Genomic DNA, 17,306 nt, shown 5'->3' on the forward strand with positions numbered 1-17,306 from the left:
ACTTCAGGCTTGGGTCTTATGGTCCAGGGCAGCATAGAAATTGGCGCTCTGTTGCAGGTACTTCTGGGTGTAGGCGCTGGTGCTGGAGTTTTTGCTGCTGATCTCCACGCTGGCGCTGGCAGGCAGGGCAACGGTGGCGGAAACAGCGGAGGCGGCGATGATCGAGAAGAGATTGAAGTTCATGGCGGTAACCCTTGTGTTCAGTTGGCTGGATGGCTTGTGAAGGCCTTGGAGCAAACTTACGCCTGGGTACCGGCTGGCTGAAATGCTTTGAAACAGTAGCCGTTATCACTGGGATTAATACAACGAGTCAGGCCCCGCACGGCGGGGCCTGTGGCTTATTGACGCAGCACGAACTTGAGGTCGCTGGGGGCATCAATCGGCAGTTTTTGTACCGTCTTGCCCAATTGACCGGTCGTGGTATCGCGCTCGATCACCACGATCTGGTTGCTCTTCTGGTTGGCAATCAGCAGGAACTTGCCGCTCGGGTCAAGGCTGAACTCACGGGGATGATCGCCTTCCACGGAGCGTCGCTGGATCTCTTTGAGCTGCGCGCTGGCCGGATCGATGGCAAACACCACGATCTGATTGGCGGTCCCCCGATTGCTGACGTAGAGGAACTTGCCGTCACTGGACGCATGCAGCGCCGCACCGGCCTTGTCTGACACTGGCTGGCCGGCGGCAAATTCCACCAATTGACGCTGGGTCAGCTTGCCGTCCAGGTAGTCGTATACCGCGACCTGCGCGCTCATCTCAGTGGTCAGCCAGGCATGCTTGCCGTCCGCGCTGAACAGCAGGTGCCGCGGGCCACTGCCTGGCGGCAACTGCACGAAGGCCGGATCGGCCGGCGTCAGCGGCAGTTCGGGGTTGGCCTTGGGGTCGTAGCGGTAGGCAAAAAGCCTGTCCGCCCCCAGGTCCTGCACGAACACGTACTTGCCATCGGGCGACGACACCACCGAATGCACATGGTTGGATGCCTGGCGCTCGGGGTTGACCCGGCTGGCCGGGTGCGCGCTCAGTTGCACCGGCGGCGACAGTTTGCCCTCGCCGTCTACCGGCAGGATCGCCAGGCTGCCGCCCGGATCTTCCAGCACCGAATAGTTGGCGACAAACAGGTAACGCCCGTCGGCGGCCAGGCTGGCGTGGGTCGGCTCGTTACCCAGGCTCTGCACCTGGTTGATCAGGGTCAGTTGATGGGTGACCGGGTCAATGCTGTAGCTGCTGACACGCCCTACCGGGTCTTGCTGGCCGGGGCCGTTTTCGTTGACCACAAACAGGCGCTTGCGGTCCTTGGACAGGGTCAGCCAGGACGGGTTTTGCGTCTTGGCTGCCAGCACCGGCGGGCCGCTGAACTGGCCGGTGCGGCTGTCGAACTGCAGGCGGTAGATGCCTTCACTGGTGCCGGCGGTATAGCTGCCCACCAACAGCTCAACGGTATCGACCGGTGCGGCCTGGACCGACATGGCGCCGACACTGCCAGCCATCAGCAGGGGCCAGAATTTACGCATCAGCATGCTCGTCTTCCTCGTCGTCGTTGTTGCCGGTGACCGCGCTCAGGCACACCAGGCGATGCTCGCCCGTATCGCCGGCAAGGGTCCAGCTTTGCAAGCTTTCATCAAAGATCGCCGCCTGCACTTGCGCGATGCTGAACGTCCAGCGCTTCTCGGCCCGACCGTCCATGCTTTTAATCAGCAACTGTTGATCCGTTAAGTTGAAGTCAAAGGCATGCAGGCCATCGATTACGAGCATATCGCTGGAGGCAAGTTCAGTCAGCAGGGTAGCGGCAGTCATCGGGGATCATTCATCCGTTGGAAAAACGCTGATGATAGGGCAATCCCTTGCGTCTTTCCTGCCTTGCTTTGCCCAGCGGTAGCGGGTTACCGCACCAGGCGCGACGTTGACAGTACTTTACGGGGGAATACGCCTCCCTCTGTAAAGGACTTCACCTGTGCCAAACCCCACGACAAACCCATCCGAAAATATTCTGCAAAAAGCAGTGGCCGCACACTTCTCCACTCGCCCCACTCTGCGCTCAGTGGCCGCTCAGACACTGACATACACCCTGAAAGAGAAATATGCACTCTTACCCTATCAATCCAGCGACCTTTACTTGGCGCTCCCCCGCGACGGTGGCGGTCGAACCCTGCAGCCACTGCTGGATGTGGCACTGCAGCATATTGCCGACGGCAGCTTCCCCGACTTGTCCACTCGCGACAACCTTGACTGCTACCTGAGTGATGCCACCGGTACCCGTCTGGACACATATGACGTGCACGTCGTCAAAGCCGTGGTATGGGAACTGTCCTTGATTCTGTTTATCAGTTTTCAAGATGCCCTGGCTGACTACTGGGGACAAAACAGCGACGCCGGTGGCAATCGCTGGCAGTGGCTTGCCAGGCTGCTGCAAGGCATGCTGAGAACTGCGGCCATTCGCCAATCGGGCGATGATGCCGAACAATTGCAGATACTCAGCACACTGGCCAGCTACCCCAGCCGGGAAGCCAGGGCCAACCTGCCCTGGCCCGACAATTCGATCCATGCCTATACCCTCGAAGCGCATCTGGTACGTGACAGCACCACGCTGACCTTGCAGTCCAGCGATCTCTTGGTGGTCAGCGGCAAGCGCGTGTTTCTGTACACCCTGGCAGGCCAGGTTGAACTCTATGCCAGCCTGGATGCATTCGCCCAGGCATGGGGTGAGCGCATGGGGCAGCAGTTCATCGCCGACAAAATCACTTGGCGCCAATACGAGCCCGATGGCGATATTTTCGAGGTACAAGCCGCGTTGGCATTAAACCAGCAGTTGGAAGATCTCGCGGCGATCCAGCTGCCTGCTGGCACCTCGGTAAGCAAGGTGGAAGGACTCTTTGAGTCGATCACCAACCCAGCCACGTTGTTTACCCATTCGCCACTCACACCAGTCAAGACCCTGTCGCCGGTCCAGGCCGCCCTCCCCGAGTGGCTGCGAGCGGCCTCGCCCGCTGACCTCTTTGCCTATCGCCAATGCGTGATCGAACAGGCCAGCCTCAGGCGCCTGACACGGGGCGAAGGCTACTTGAGTGGGTTGGACGATATCCGCACCTATGCCGCCAGCCATCTGAACCACCAACTGTGCTTGAAGAGAAACTTCGTGCTGCACGGCACGCACACCTGTACAGACATTGCACACTCAAAGTACAAGGCCAACGAACTGGAACTGACCTTCGATGTGGCCGTCGGCACTCTACAAAGTGGCTACATCGAGAAGGTGACGATGAGCCTGGTCGATCTGGCCCTGAAAAACCTTTCGGGAAAACCCAGTGGCACTGTGAGCTTGCGCCACACTGGCGGTCAGGAGATCGAGGCATGGCTGACCCAGGCTTACCTGGATGAGCTGGTCCAACGCGTCAATGTCGGCCTGAACTACCCGGTCTATATCCAGCAGCAACTGCTGAGTGACACTGCGGAGGCTGAAAAACGCAAACACCTGTTCTGCGGGCAACGGCCAATCGACCTGAAGATCCAGGCCCTGGAGCACAAAATCAAGGGGCAAGCCGGGCTGACGCCGAGAGGTTTGCGCTACGTCATGGCCGTGGTCGGCACCCACCGTACAGAGCGCTGGGTCGACAATGATGAAATCGTCATTCGAGCCCTGGCGTTTCAACGCAAACCTGGGGCCAAGGCCGATGTGGCGCAGAACATGTTCATCATTGAATCGCGCAACGGACAGTCCGGGCCGCACCTGCTCTATCGCCCGGCTTATCAGGACGCGCTGTTGGAATTTGCCAGCCGCCACAGCTTATTGGCGGCCATCGCACAGCCCGGGGCAATCCAGGAGAGCGTGCTGACGTGGCTGGCGGATGATGCCAGGGATGTCTACAGCAATGGTGGCTTTAAAGAACCGCATTACGTACGTGTCAGCGGGATAGGTTCAGAGTTCGACCCCTTGCCCAGCGTCCCGAAACCCCCGACGCTGGCAAGTACCGACGATGAAAGCAACGATCAGATCCTGCAGGCGTTGAACAACAACCAACTGATGGAGTACTTGTTTGTTTGCGAAGCCCGTCAGTTACTGGGTCAGGCCGACCGAGAGTCAACGTCCAATGCCGAAAGCCGATGGGCGTTGATTCTTGAAGGGGTACAACTGGGTTTCAATACATTGTTGATGCTGGTGCGCGGCCCGTTGGCGGCAGTGGGTTGGTTCATGCAACTGGCCCTGAGCCTTGAGCATGACCTGCCGGCCCTGGCGAGCCAAGACCCTATTGCCAGGGAACTTGCGTGGGTTGATCTGCTGCTCAACCTCAGCATGGTCTTGATCCACCATGGATTGCCCTCCCCAGCAGCAGGCAGGCCATTGATCGAAGATAGTGCAGCCCAACAGCCCTTGGTAGCCCTGCCATTGAGGCAGCCTTACAACCAGGCAATCAGTCAGCGCCCCATCGTTGAGCGAGGCATCGTTGGACTGCCTTCCGAACCGCCAGGGGGCGGCAAAACCCTGCTGGATATTGACCGTTCCCTGGCCAGCGACAGTGCATCGGCGCGCCTGCTGCAAAAACTGCTTGAGGTCAACGTTCCCTGGCCCGAACCGGCACCGGAACCCATCGCGACAGGTGCGCTCAAGGGGTTGTTCAAGCTCGACAACCTCTGGTACAGCTCCGTGGCCGGCTTGTTTTTCCGCGTGGGGATTACCCCAGGGGTTGATGAAGTATTCATCATTGCCCCCGAAAAACCAGAGCATCCCGGAATCAAGCTCCGCGCCAATAGCTTAGGCCGTTGGACCCTGGATCGCGGGCTGAAACTGGCAGGCGGTGGCCCCAAGCGCCTGGCAGCCTTGCGCGAGGAAAACCAGCGCCAGATAGAGCAGCTTCAGGGGCGCATGCAAGTACTCAGTGTAGAACTTACCCACGCGATGCCCGAACTCAAAAACTGGCTGACTCGAATAAACAGCAACCGCGAAACGCTGATAAAACAAATCAATACATTGAAACTGGTATGGCGCCTTCTGGAAACAGCCAGCGGCGCTCAGAAATCGGCCCTTCAAGCGCGCCACGAGCAAGAAATATCAAACTACTCAAAGATCCGCACCGACTATGAACTCGTCCTGGAGAGGCTGGAGCGACAACATGCCCTGCTGCTGCCAAAGCGGATTGAACTGTTCAAGGTGGGCCAGGACCTGGAAAGATACGCAGGAGCTCGTGGCCATGTCCAGGACCGGGCGACAACCCTGAAAACGCTCTGGGATGACCAGCAGCGTGTGCATATCTACCTGCAGAAATGGGCAGATACCTTTCTATTCAGCGATCTTGGTGAGCCTATGAATGACCTGGTTCAGCGGATGCTGCCTGAGTTACAGAGCGGACGTCCCTGGATCTATAACGAACACATGACTCGATCGAGTGGACTGGCAGACGTCATCCAACGCATGGCCGCTCGCTCTAGAGAAATGGAAACCACCCTTGCGCTGTTGGAGCAGGACTCCGTAGCGGGACGTGCCATCCGTGAAGAGTTACTGGCAAAAATCGACTTCCCCCAACATTTTTTTTCAGACAACCTGGAAATCCACGCGCTAATCCCGCTGTCGTGGGGGGTCGTCAAACCGTCAGCGATTGAGCCCTCCCCACTGGAGGCCCTGTATATCCAACATCTCGATGATTCGAGCCTGAGCCAGGCCTTGCTGTCGCACACCGAAGTGCGTAGCAGCACCGGCTACCCACTCGATGCGCAGCGTATGCTCTACGACACCCTGCTTGATAAGTACCGCAGCTATGCGCACGCCATCGAAGCTCTCAAGTTTATAAATCCGCAACGCATACACCCCATCGCCGAGCGGCTGCTCAATGGGCTCAAGCATGCCCACACGCTTGCCGAAACAGAGCTGGAAGCCGTAGTCCGCAGCCAGGAGGCACTGGAGGTCGAGGCATCATTGGCAACGCTACGCAGACCGAAAGCGCCGACAAAGCGCATTTTCAAAACCCGCAATCGAAAATACCTGGTGGGTAACCTGATACCTGCTGATGGCCAACACCCTCATGAACATCTCACCATTACCAACACATTCACTGGCGAAACCGTTTCCTCATTCAATCAATTTGACTCCGATAGTTGGGTAGAGGCTCCCCAGACACGCGTTGCCCTACCAGAACCAGCCCCCCAAGCGAGTTCCCTGGTGGTGCTCAGGACCCAGGGCGAAATACTGATCCAGCAGCGTACCGAGATCGAACGAGTCATAACCACTCAGCAACAGAAGCTGGAAAGCCCCATCAGCCTGCAAGACGTCAACCCAGCAGACTGGAATGAGCTGCTTACCGAACAAGCCAAAAAGTTAACCGACCTGGCCGATGAAATCTCGCGAGCACACCGCAACCAGCCGTTGGCGCTGGACCTGATCGACAACTATCGGGCACATGCCAGAGACATGCAGCGAATGGCGAAGCGGGTGTGCAGCGAGGCCTACAAACGCCAGTGGCCAACACTGCAAAGCCTTGAATACTTGTGGCGACAAAAAGAAATCGACATCAACCTGACCAGCCAGGCAGACCCGCAGCGGCCCACCCTCAGCGGTGATTTTTTCACCGAGTACGCCGTGTATGACAAAGCTCAAAAGCCACCGCAGGTGCTCTGGTATGCCCATTTCCACTATGCAACTGCCAACGCACCGCCCAGTCGCTACACCAGGGCGCATTTGAAATTGGCCAGTCAGCGTAAATACACGCAAAAGGACCTGCTCAAGGCCCATATTCAAGCGCGGTTAAGCAACCAGCAGGCGCCGGGGGCCGAACCTATCGAGAAGATTCTGTATGTATTGATCACGCCGCCTGAGGATCAACTGTTTTTAGCCATCGCCCCCTCAACCACCTGATCAAAAACGCCCGATGGTTCTGACATCGGGCGTTTCTGCAGGCTGGATTGGATCAGTGGGCAAACAACGAATTGCCCTTCTGCCCGGCAAGTTTCTCCGGCTTGATCAGGAACCGCGCCAGTGCCGGCAGCAGCCACAGCGCACCAAACATGTTCCACAGCAGCATGAAGGTCAGCATCAGGCCCATGTCGGCCTGGAACTTGATGGCCGAGAAGATCCAGGTGCACACGCCGATCGCCAGGCACAGGCCGGTGAACAGTACGGCTTTACCGGTGGACTTGAGCGTCTGGTAATAGGCTTCCTGCAACGGCAAACCGGCACGCAGGAAGCTTTCCAGGCGGCTGTAGATGTAGATGCCGTAGTCCACGCCAATCCCCACGCCCAGCGCCACCACCGGCAAAGTCGCGACCTTGACGCCAATGCCCATGAACGCCATCAGCGCGTTGCCCAGCACCGAAGTCAGCACCAGCGGCAGCACAATGCACAGGGTCGCCGCCCAGGAGCGGAAGGTGATCATGCACATGGTCGCCACGCACAGGTAGACCAGGATCAGGATGGTCAGCTCGGCTTCCTTGATCACCTCGTTGGTGGCCGCTTCGATCCCGGCGTTGCCGGCGGCCAGGATGAACTCCAGGCCGTCCTTGTTGTTTTCCTTGGCAAAATCCTGCACTGCCTTCACCGCACGGTCGAGGGTCTCGGCCTTGTGGTCGTTGAGGAACACCAGCACCGGCGCCAGGGAGCAATTGTTGTTGTACAAGCCATCGGCACGGGCGATGGAGTTGTTCAGCACATCCGGGTTACGCGACAGGGTTTCCCATTTCAGGTTGCCCTCGTTCATGCCCTTGATCATCTGCTTGGACACGGTCACCAGGGAGATCGCCGACTGCACGCCCTCGGTGTTCTGCATCTTCCACATCAACTGGTCGATGGGCGCCATGGCTTCGTAGCGCGAGCAGCCTTCGGACTTGGTCTTGACCATCACCACCAGCACATCGGAGCTGGTGGAGTAGTTGCTGATGATGAAGTTGTTGTCTTTGTTGTAGCGCGAGTCCGGACGCAGTTCCGGGGCACCCTGGTCGAGGTCGCCGATCTTCAGGTTCTGGCTGTACCACAGGCCGCCACCGAAGGCGACCAGGGCCAGGGCAATGGAGATGGGGGCGACTTTCGGGCTGGCGAAGTTCGACAACAGGCGCCAGAACGGATGGTCGCGGTTTGCGTCTTTCTTGCTCTTGGCGATCGCACGTTTGCTGATGCCGACATAGGAAATCGCTACCGGCAGCAGGATCAGGTTGGTGAACACGATCACCGCCACGCCGATAGAGGCCCCGATGGCCAGCTCACGGATCACGCCGATGTCGATGATCAGCAGGGTAATGAAGCCCACCGCATCCGCGAGAATCGCGATCATCCCCGGCAGGAACAACTGCCGGAACGTGCGGCGGGCCGCCGTCAGGGCGTTGTCTGCCTCACTCGATTGCAGGGCGATGCCGTTGATCTTCTGCACACCATGGGAAATGCCGATGGCGAAGATCAGGAACGGCACCAGCATGGAATACGGATCCAGGCCGAAGCCGAAGAAGTGCATCAAGCCGAGCTGCCAGACCACGGCCACCAGCGTCGTGATCAACACCGCAATGGTGCTGCGCACGCAGTTGGTGAACCACAGCAGCAGCACCAGGGTGATCACGAACGCGATGCCGAAGAACAGCACCACCATGATCAGGCCGTCGATCAGGTCGCCGACTTTCTTGGCAAAACCAACGATATGGATCTGGACGTTGGGGTTTTGCTCCTGGAACTTGGTGCGGATCTTGTCTTCCAGTTCATGGGAGAACTTCTGGTAGTCCAGGGCCAGCAACTTGCCCTGGTCCTGCGGGTCTGGATAGGACTCCAGCAGCGGGATATCGACGATGCTCGACTTGAAGTCGTTGGCCACCAGGCGCCCGACCTGGCCGGACTTGAGCACGTTGTTGCGCAACTGATCGAGGCTTTCCGGCGAGCCGTTGTAGCTCTGCGGGATCACTTCACCGCCGGCAAAGCCTTCTTCGGTCACTTCGGTCCAGCGTACGCTGGGGCTCCACAGGGACTTGAGGCCGGAGCGGTCGACACCGGAGATGTAGAACACCTCGTCGTTGATCTGGCGCAGGGTCTCCATGTACTCCTTGCTGAAGATGTCACCGTCCTTGGCCTCCACCGAGATGCGCACGGTGTTGCCCAGGTTTGCCAGGTCGTTGCGGTGCTCCATCATCTTTTCGATGAAGGGGTGCTGCAACGGGATCATTTTTTCAAAGCTGGTGGACGGGCGAATCAACGTCGCCTGCCAGAACAGGAAAATGCTCACCAGCAGGCAGATCACGATCACTGCCGGGCGGTTGTTAAAAATCAGGCGCTCAAGAAAGGTCGCTTTATCGTTGTGATGACTGCTCATTCTATCCCCGCCTTCTTATTGTTTTTTGCGTTCGGCGCCGGTTGGCAGGGCGACGCGCACGCCACCCTGCCCCACCAGAATCAAGTCGCCATTGCCCGCTGCCGTGACTGCCGAGAGTGAAATGCGGTCCGGGCGATTGAATACGCTGAACGTCAGGCCATCATCGTGGCTGACCACCACGCTGCCGCCGTTGCCGACCACCACCAGGGTGCCGTCGTCGAGCAGCGTCGCACCCGACAGGCCAAACTCCAGGGCACCACGGTCGGCCTTGAGCGCCACCGGCTCCCAGGTGTCGCCAAAGTCGGTGGAGCGGAACAGGTTGCCGCGCAAGCCGTAGGCCAGCAGGGTCTTGGGCTGCGCGGTGCCGATCACGCCGAACAGCGAGCCCTCGTAGGGGCCTTCGAGTTTTTCCCAGGTCTGCCCTTCATCGCTGGAGCGGAACATGCTGCCCTGCTCGCCGACGATAAACAGGCCGGCGTCCTTGACCTGGGCGATGGCGTTGAGGTGGTACTGGTCTTCGTTGTCCAGGCGGTCGCTGACATCGGTCCAGGTCTTGCCCGCATCGGTGGTCTCGATCAACGCACCGTAGGCGCCCACGGCAAAGCCATGGTTGGCGTCGTTGAAGAGCACGTCCAGCAACGGCGCTTCACGGCTGAGGTCTTTGAACTGCTCAGTCCAGGTGGCCCCGGCATCGGTGCTGGCGAGGATCTTGGCGTCATGCCCCACCGCCCAACCGTGCTGCTCGTCGATAAAAAACACTGCCGTGAGCAGTTGCCGGGTCGGCACCTTGGCTTGCACCCAGGTGGCGCCCTGATCATCGGAATAAAGGATATGCCCGCGATCACCGACCGCCACCAGGCGTTTGCCGGCGTGCACGACGTCGATCATCAGACCTTTTTCGGCCCTTGGCGATTCAATGGCAAATGTCGCAGGCTCTGCGACGTTGGTTGCAGCCTGGGCAGCCGTCGACAACGCAACAACCCCCAGCAGCGAGAGCGCTGTAGCCAGCACCGCGACCTTGCGCGACGCGAGCGGGCGGCAAAAACCCACACCCATGACAGGCTCACTCATAGACCTTTCTCCCATTTATTATTGTTAGGTCGTAACACCTTCCAGGGTGTTCGCAGTGCGCAAACCTGCAATCTAGAGCCCCTTGAGGAAGCAGGGGCCATCCTATCGGGCTTTCGAATCGTCTGACAATCGGCGCTACGTTATCTTTTGTTAACTGAAGGCCTTTTGCCTGCTGGCTGAATATAGCCGCATTCGCCGAAATGATAGTTTCGTACATTGCTCTGTAGGAGCGAGCTTGCTCGCGAAAAACCCCAGAGCACCTCGGGGAGCCTGGTGCCCCGCGTCATCATTGACGACCTTCGCGAGCAAGCTCGCGCCTACAAGGCAGCGATATTTTTATTCTAGATATTGATAGTTGAGAATTTTTATTCTATTAATTGCCCTCCTGAAAACAATAATCCACAAGGACCACCGCTATGCGAGCACTTGGAATCGGCCTGATCGGTACAGGCTTCATGGGCCGTGCCCACGCGCTGGCGTTCAATAACGCCCGTACGGTGTTTGAGTTACCGGTCAATGTGCAACTGGCGGCCCTGGCCGATGCCGACACCGAACGCGCCCAGCGCTGCGCCAGCGCCTGGGGGTTCGCCCAGGCCCATGGCGACTGGCAACAGTTGATCGATGACCCGCAAGTGGACCTGGTGGCCATCACCACCCCCAATCACCTGCACTACCCCATGGCCATGGCCGCGCTGGCGGCGGGCAAGGCGGTGTATTGCGAAAAGCCCCTGGCCGTGAGCCTGGAACAAGCTGACGCCATGCGCCGTGCCGCCCGCGCGGCCGGGGTGGTGACACGGGTTGGCTACAACTACCAGCACAACCCGATGATCGTCCTGGCACGGCAGATGATCGAGGCTGGCGAGTTGGGGCAGATCATCAGTTTCCAAGGCGAGTTCAGTGAAGACTTCATGGCCGACCCGACTTCGCCGTGGTCATGGCGCTGCGAAGTGGGACATGCCGGCGGCGCCCTGGCGGACTTGGGCAGTCATCTGCTGGCGATGGCGCGGTACCTGGTGGGCGATATCACTCACGTTTGCGCCGACAGCCAGACGGTACACGCCCAACGACCGGCCAGCCCTGGCAGTAGCCAGATGCGCCCGATCGAGATCGACGACCAGGTGCATGCCTTGCTGCGCTTTACCAACGGCGCGCGTGGGACCGTCAGCAGCAGTTGGCTAAAGCGTGGCTACAAGAACCATTTGAGTTTCGAAATCAGTGGCACCCGAGGCACGCTGGCCTTCGACCAGGAGCGTTTGAATGAACTGCGGGTATGCCGGGCTGGAGCAGACAGTTTCCAGCGTTTACTGGCCGGCCCCACCCTGCCCGGCTATGCCGCGTTCAGCCCGGCGGCGGGGCATCAGTTGGGGTACAACGAGTTGAAGACCCTGGAGGTGCAGGAGTTGATCATGGCGCTGGCCGGGCAAGGTGCTGAGGGCACTGATTTTGAAGCAGCCTGGGCAGTGGAGCGGCTGGCGACAGCCATTCGCATGGCTGCGCGGGAAGAGCGCTGGGTCAAGGTGAACGAGGTCTGAATAATATAGACAATCCTCTGTGGGAGCAGGCTTGCCTGCGATGGCGGAGCGTCAGTCAGTAAATGTGCTGGCTGATACTCCGCCATCGCAGGCAAGCCAGCTCCTACATTAGATCGGGTCAGGTCAGCGTAGCGCCCGGCGCAGGACTTTGCCCACGGTGGTCTTGGGCAGTTCCTCGGTGCGAAACTCCACAAACTTGGGCACCTTGTAGCCCGTCAGGTACTCCCGGCAATGAGCCAGCAGTTGCTCCTGGGTCAGGTTCGGATCACGGCGCACCACCACAATCTTCACCTTCTCCCCGGTCACCCCGTCTTCCACACCAATCGCCGCCACTTCCGCCACGCCCGGGTGCAAGGCCACCACATCCTCGATCTCATTGGGGTACACGTTGAAGCCCGACACCAGGATCATGTCCTTCTTGCGGTCCACCAGGCGAATGAAACCCTGTGCATTCATCACCCCGATATCCCCGGTCGACAGCCAACCCTCGGCGTCCAGCACCTCGGCGGTTTCCTTGGGGCGTTTCCAGTAGCCCTGCATCACCTGCGGGCCGCGCACCTGCAATTCGCCCGGCTCGCCGATGTCAGCCACTGCACCGTCCTCGCGAATAAAGCGCACCCAGGTCGACGGCAATGGCACGCCGATGCTGCCGGTAAATTCCATGTCGCGCATGCGTGAGATATCGATGGGGCTGATGCTCACCACCGGCGAGCATTCCGTCAGGCCATAGCCCTCGATGATCGGCAGGCCGGTGACTTCTTTCCAGCGCTTGGCCACCGCGGTGTGCGTGGCCATGCCGCCAGCGATCACCAGGCGCAGGTCGGAAAAATCCCGCGCACGGAACTCCGCGTTCTCCAGCAAGCCGTTGAACAGCGTATTGACCCCGGCGATCCCGTTGAAACGCTCCTTGCGCAGGATCATCTGCACGCGCTTCACGTCCCGAGGGTTGGCGATCAGGATGTTGCGCCCGCCCAGGCACATGAACATCAGGCAATTCACCGTCAGGGAAAAGATGTGATAGAGCGGCAACAGGGTGACGTTGGTTTCCTGCTGATTCTGGTCCAGTTGATCGCCGACCCACGCCTTGGCCTGCAACAGGTTGGCGATGATATTACGGTGACTGAGCATCACGCCCTTGGCATCGCCGGTGGTGCCTCCGGTGTATTGCAGGAACGCCAGTTCTTCACGCGCCAGCGGCACCGGCGTATGGGTCTGGCCACGCCCCTGCTTGAGCGCGGTGTTGAAGCGTACCGCGCCTGGCAGGTTGAACGCCGGCACCTGTTTCTGCACGCGGCGCAGGATGAAGTTCATCGCCGCGCCTTTGAAGGTGCCGAGCAGGTCGCCGATAGCGGCAATGACCACACGTTTGACTGTGCTGCCGGCCACGACTTTTTCCAGGGTGTGGGCGAAGTTTTCGAAGATCACCACGGTCTCGGCGCCACTGTCCTTGAGCAGGTGCTTGAGTTCGTGAGAGGTGTACAGCGGGTTGACGTTGACCACCACCGCGCCGGCGAGGAGGGTGCCCAGCAGGCAGATCGGGTACTGCAAACAGTTAGGCATCATCAACGCCACGCGGTCGCCCTTGCGCACACCCTGGGCCTGCAGCCAGGCGGCAAAGGCAATGCCCTGGGTTTGCCAGGCGGCGTAGGTCATTTCGGTGCCGATGCTGACGTAGGCCACACGGTCACGGTACTTGTGCAGATGCTCCAGGAAGACCTCGCGCAACGACGGGTAGTCCTCGATACCGGCCTCAATGTCCGTGGGCACCCCGGGCAGGTAGGCGTTCAACCAGATACGTTCGGTTTGTTCCTGGCTCACAGCGTTCATGGCAGTCTCCTTTGTTGTTGTTTTTGTACGGCTACTTTTCAACGATGGCGGTAATGCCCAAGCCACCGGCGGCACAGATGGAAATCAGCCCGCGCCCGCCACCGCGCTGGTGGATGGCCTTGGCCAGTGCTGCCAATTGTCGGCCCCCGGTGGCGGCAAATGGATGACCGCACCCAAGCGAGCCGCCGTTGACGTTCATCTTGGCTCGCTCGATTGGCCCCAGCGGCGCTTCCAGCCCCAGGCGCTCCCGGCAATAATCAGCGTCTTCCCAGGCCTTGAGGGTGCACAGCACCTGGGCGGCGAAGGCTTCATGGATCTCGAAAAAATCAAAATCGGCAAAACTCAGGCCTTCCCGCGCCAACATGCGGGGTACCGCATAGGCCGGGGCCATCAGCAAGCCTTCGCTGCCATCGACAAAATTCACCGCGGCGGTCTCACCGGTACGCAGGTAGGCCAACACCGGCAGGCCGCGTGCAGCGGCCCATTCCTCACTGGCCAGCAACACCACCGAAGCGCCGTCGGTCAGCGGCGTGGAGTTACCGGCCGTGAGGGTGCCGTTCTGCCGGTCGTAGGCCGGGGCCAGGCTGGCGAGCTTCTCCAGGCTGGCATCGGCGCGCAGGTTGTTGTCGCGGGCCAGGCCGCGATAGGGGCTGATCAGGTCGTCGAAAAAGCCGTTTTTATAGGCCGCGTCGAGGCGCTGGTGACTGTTGAGGGTCAACTCGTCCTGGGCCAGGCGCTTGATCTGCCAGCGCTTGGCCATTTCTTCGCAATGTTCGCCCATGGACAAGCCAGTACGCGGCTCGCCATTGCGCGGCAGCAGCGGCTTGAAAAACATCGACGGGCGCACCTGCAACAGGCTGCGCAATTTGTTGCCAGTACCCTTGGCGCGGTTAGCCGCCAGCAGCGTACGGCGCAGGGCTTCGTTGATGCCGATGGGCGCGTCGGAGGTGGTATCGGCGCCCCCGGCAACCCCCACGTCAATCTGGCCGAGGGCGATTTTATTGGCCACCAGCAACGCCGCCTCCAGGCCGGTGCCACAGGCTTGTTGCAGGTCGTAGGCCGGGGTCTCGGCAGACAAGGTGGTGGACAGCAGCGATTCGCGGGCCAGGTTGAAATCCCGCGAGTGCTTGATCACCGCGCCCGCAGCGAACTCGCCCAGGCGCAGGCCGTGGAGGTTGTAGCGGTCCACCAGGCCTTGCAGTGCGGCCACCAGCAAATCCTGGTTGCTGTCGTGGGCGTACACCGTGTTGGAGCGGGCAAACGGAATGCGGTTGCCGCCGACAATCGCCACGCGGCGCGTCGGGGCGGGGCTGAAGCTGTAGTCACTCATGGACGACTCTCATCAAAACGTGGATGCCAGATAAACAGGCCACGCATATGGGGTTTGTCCCCGGCCGGGTTGCGCACCTCGAATGCACGGCGGGGGCCGTCTGCCGGGGCATTCCACAGGGCGACCTGACCGGGCAGGAAAATCGGCAACTTGAACTCGCAATGGGCCTCGGCCACGTCCAGCCCGCCTGGCGGTTGTTGGGCGGCCAAGGCGCGGCCCAAGGTCCACATGCCATGGGCGATGGCCCGACGAAAGCCGAACAGGCGCGCACCGATCAGCGAGGTGTGGATCGGATTGAAATCCCCCGATACCTTGGCAAAACGCCGCCCCAGATCCGCCGGCAGCACCCAGCGCTGAGTGCGCCGCAAGCCTTCTTCGGGCAACCCCAGGCTGTCGCCCCAAGGCTCGCCCACCGGGTTGGCGACATCCCGACGCAGGTACAGGCTCTCGCTTTGCCACACCAACTCGCCGGCGCTATAGGCATGGGTGGCGATGCTCAAGGCCTGGCCCTTGGCATGGGCCACCCAACGTTCGGCAAACACTTCCAGGCGCAGGGCCTGGCCCTCCTGCAGGCGTCGATGCTGGCGAATGCAATTGGCCAGATGCACCATGCCGCTGGCCGGGTAGGGAAAGCTCGGGCGTGTCAGCAGCATCAAGTGCAAGGGGAACGCCAGCACATGGGGATAGGACAACGGCACCCCTTGCTCACGCCGAAAGCCACAGGCCCGGCCATAGGCGGCAATATCATTGGCGATCAACTCCACCGCCGAGCGCACCAGGCGCGCCTTGGGCAAGGTTGGCGCGCCCTCGAGCTTGGGCTTGCGCAGTGCCAACAGGCCATCCAGCAGCAGGCGATTGCGCGACGGAGGCGGGTCGATGATCTGTGTCACGTAGTCCATGCTCAGGCTCCCAACAGGCTTTGGCCGCATACCCGCACCACTTGGCCGTTGACCCCGCCCGAGGCCGGGTGCGCCAGCCAGGCGATGGTTTCGGCGACGTCGATGGGTTGCCCGCCCTGGGACAGGGAGTTCATGCGCCGCCCCGCCTCGCGAATCATCAGCGGGATTTTTGCGGTCATCTGGGTCTCGATAAACCCCGGCGCCACGGCGTTGACCGTGACCTGCCGCGCCGCCGCCACGGGTGCCAGGCCCTGCACCAGGCCAATCACCCCGGCCTTGGACGTGGCGTAGTTGCTCTGCCCCAGGTTGCCGGCGATCCCGGAAATCGACGACACACAGACAATCCGCCCACCCGCATTGAGCCCCTGCCCTTGCAGCAAGGCGTCGCTCAGTTGCAACGGCGCCTGGAGGTTGACCGCCAGCACACTGCGCCAGGCGGCTTCGGTCATCTTGGCAATGGTCTTGTCGCGGGTGATCCCGGCGTTATGCACCACCACATCAAATGCGCCGTGCTCGGCCACATAGGCCTGCAACTGCTGCACCGCATCGGCGGCGGTGATATCCAGCGCCCAGGCATGGCCGCCGACACTGCTGGCCGCCTGCTCCAGGGATGACAATGCTTGCGGCACATCCACGCACACCACCTGTGCGCCATCACGGGCAAGGACCTGGGCGATGGCCAGGCCGATACCGCGGGAGGCGCCGGTGACCAGGGCACGGCGGCCGCTGAAGGGTTTGCCCCAGTCGATACTGGGCGCGCCGTCCACCGATTTTTCCAGGCGCACCACCTGCCCCGAGACATAGGCCGAACGCCGCGACAGGAAAAACCGCAGACTGCTTTCCAGGTCCTGCTCGGCACCCGGCGCGACATAGATCAACTGCACGGTGATCGCCCGGCGCAACTCCTTGGCCAGGGACCGTACCAAACCCTCCAGGGCGCGCTGGGCGATGGCCTGGGGCAAATCCTGACAGTGCTCGGGCGCGGTGCCCAGTACCACCACCCGTGCGTGTTGCCCCAGGCGCCGGGCATTGGCGTGGAAGAATTCGTAGAGTTCGTCCAGTTGCTTGAGGTCGACCACGGCGCTGGCATCGAACACTGCGCCCTGGACCTTGACCGTGGACGGTGCCTTGAGCGTGGCGGCCTGGGCCGGCACGGTGTCGGTAGCCTTGAAGATGCGCCGCACCTCGTCCGCCAGGCGCCCTGCCCCGGCGATGATCACCGGGTTGGCCAGGCCTTGCTGGCCGCTGCGGTGGCGTTGCAGGGGCAAGGGTTGTGGCAAGCCAATGGTCTGGGCCAGGCGACGGCCCCAGGAAGAATTAACAAAAGAGAGGTAGCTGTCGCTCATAAATCGATCCGTTTTCCTGACCTGCAAACCCAATC

12 protein-coding genes are annotated in these 17,306 nt (G+C 60.7%); 2 read left to right on the forward strand and 10 right to left on the reverse strand.

The window, feature by feature from the left end; genetic code table 11:
- Positions 1-3 precede the first annotated feature (3 nt).
- The 4 genes from FJD34_RS09735 to FJD34_RS28270 all read right to left on the reverse strand — a co-directional run bounded on the left by FJD34_RS09735 (position 4) and on the right by FJD34_RS28270 (position 2,779).
- Complete coding sequence (locus FJD34_RS09735) at positions 4-183, reverse strand: hypothetical protein (protein WP_032860910.1); 180 nt, start codon at positions 181-183, stop codon at positions 4-6.
- 155 nt (positions 184-338) lie between these two features.
- Positions 339-1,514, reverse strand: coding sequence for a lactonase family protein (locus FJD34_RS09740; protein ID WP_090290890.1), 1,176 nt, complete (start codon positions 1,512-1,514; stop codon positions 339-341).
- On the reverse strand, positions 1,501-1,791 hold the full coding sequence (locus tag FJD34_RS09745) for a DUF5629 family protein (RefSeq protein ID WP_065943629.1): 291 nt from the start codon (positions 1,789-1,791) through the stop codon (positions 1,501-1,503). The genes FJD34_RS09740 and FJD34_RS09745 overlap by 14 nt, the downstream gene beginning before the upstream one ends.
- Positions 1,792-2,083: 292 nt before the next feature.
- On the reverse strand, positions 2,084-2,779 hold the full coding sequence (locus FJD34_RS28270) for a hypothetical protein (protein WP_223232694.1): 696 nt from the start codon (positions 2,777-2,779) through the stop codon (positions 2,084-2,086).
- Here FJD34_RS28270 and FJD34_RS09750 point away from each other — a divergent pair.
- The gene (locus tag FJD34_RS09750; RefSeq protein ID WP_223232695.1) at positions 2,705-6,838 is read left to right on the forward strand and encodes a dermonecrotic toxin domain-containing protein; all 4,134 of its coding nucleotides are present in this window, start codon (positions 2,705-2,707) and stop codon (positions 6,836-6,838) included. The two genes, FJD34_RS28270 and FJD34_RS09750, sit on opposite strands and share 75 nt — an antisense overlap.
- A gap of 52 nt (positions 6,839-6,890) precedes the next feature.
- Here FJD34_RS09750 and FJD34_RS09755 read toward each other — a convergent pair whose 3' ends face one another.
- Positions 6,891-9,266: an efflux RND transporter permease subunit gene (locus FJD34_RS09755; protein WP_032860914.1), complete on the reverse strand. Its 2,376-nt coding sequence runs from the start codon at positions 9,264-9,266 to the stop codon at positions 6,891-6,893.
- Positions 9,267-9,281: 15 nt separating this feature from the next.
- On the reverse strand, positions 9,282-10,322 hold the full coding sequence (locus tag FJD34_RS09760; protein WP_032860916.1) for a WD40/YVTN/BNR-like repeat-containing protein: 1,041 nt from the start codon (positions 10,320-10,322) through the stop codon (positions 9,282-9,284).
- 431 nt (positions 10,323-10,753) lie between these two features.
- Here FJD34_RS09760 and FJD34_RS09765 point away from each other — a divergent pair, with 431 nt between their 5' ends.
- On the forward strand, positions 10,754-11,869 hold the full coding sequence (locus tag FJD34_RS09765) for a Gfo/Idh/MocA family protein (protein WP_065943627.1): 1,116 nt from the start codon (positions 10,754-10,756) through the stop codon (positions 11,867-11,869).
- Positions 11,870-11,992: 123 nt separating this feature from the next.
- On the opposite strand, the gene FJD34_RS09770 is transcribed toward FJD34_RS09765, so the two are convergent.
- Genes FJD34_RS09770 through FJD34_RS09785 form a run of 4 tightly spaced genes read right to left on the reverse strand, consistent with a single transcriptional unit; the run spans position 11,993 to position 17,271 of the window.
- A complete protein-coding gene (locus FJD34_RS09770; RefSeq protein ID WP_090290889.1) occupies positions 11,993-13,696 on the reverse strand; it encodes an AMP-binding protein in 1,704 nt (567 codons plus the stop codon).
- Between the two features lie 31 nt (positions 13,697-13,727).
- Positions 13,728-15,026 carry an acetyl-CoA C-acetyltransferase gene (locus FJD34_RS09775; RefSeq protein ID WP_065943625.1) on the reverse strand — a complete coding sequence of 433 codons (1,299 nt, stop codon included), beginning with the start codon at positions 15,024-15,026 and terminating at the stop codon, positions 13,728-13,730.
- Positions 15,023-15,925, reverse strand: coding sequence for a MaoC/PaaZ C-terminal domain-containing protein (locus tag FJD34_RS09780; RefSeq protein WP_032860922.1), 903 nt, complete (start codon positions 15,923-15,925; stop codon positions 15,023-15,025). Before FJD34_RS09780 ends, FJD34_RS09775 begins: the two co-directional genes overlap by 4 nt.
- Positions 15,926-15,927: 2 nt before the next feature.
- Entirely contained in the window at positions 15,928-17,271 is a 1,344-nt protein-coding gene (locus FJD34_RS09785; RefSeq protein WP_032860924.1) for a 3-oxoacyl-ACP reductase, read from the reverse strand.
- Positions 17,272-17,306: the final 35 nt, after the last annotated feature.

Origin of the sequence: Pseudomonas brenneri, from assembly GCF_007858285.1 — a bacterium.
Lineage (GTDB): Bacteria > Pseudomonadota > Gammaproteobacteria > Pseudomonadales > Pseudomonadaceae > Aquipseudomonas > Aquipseudomonas brenneri.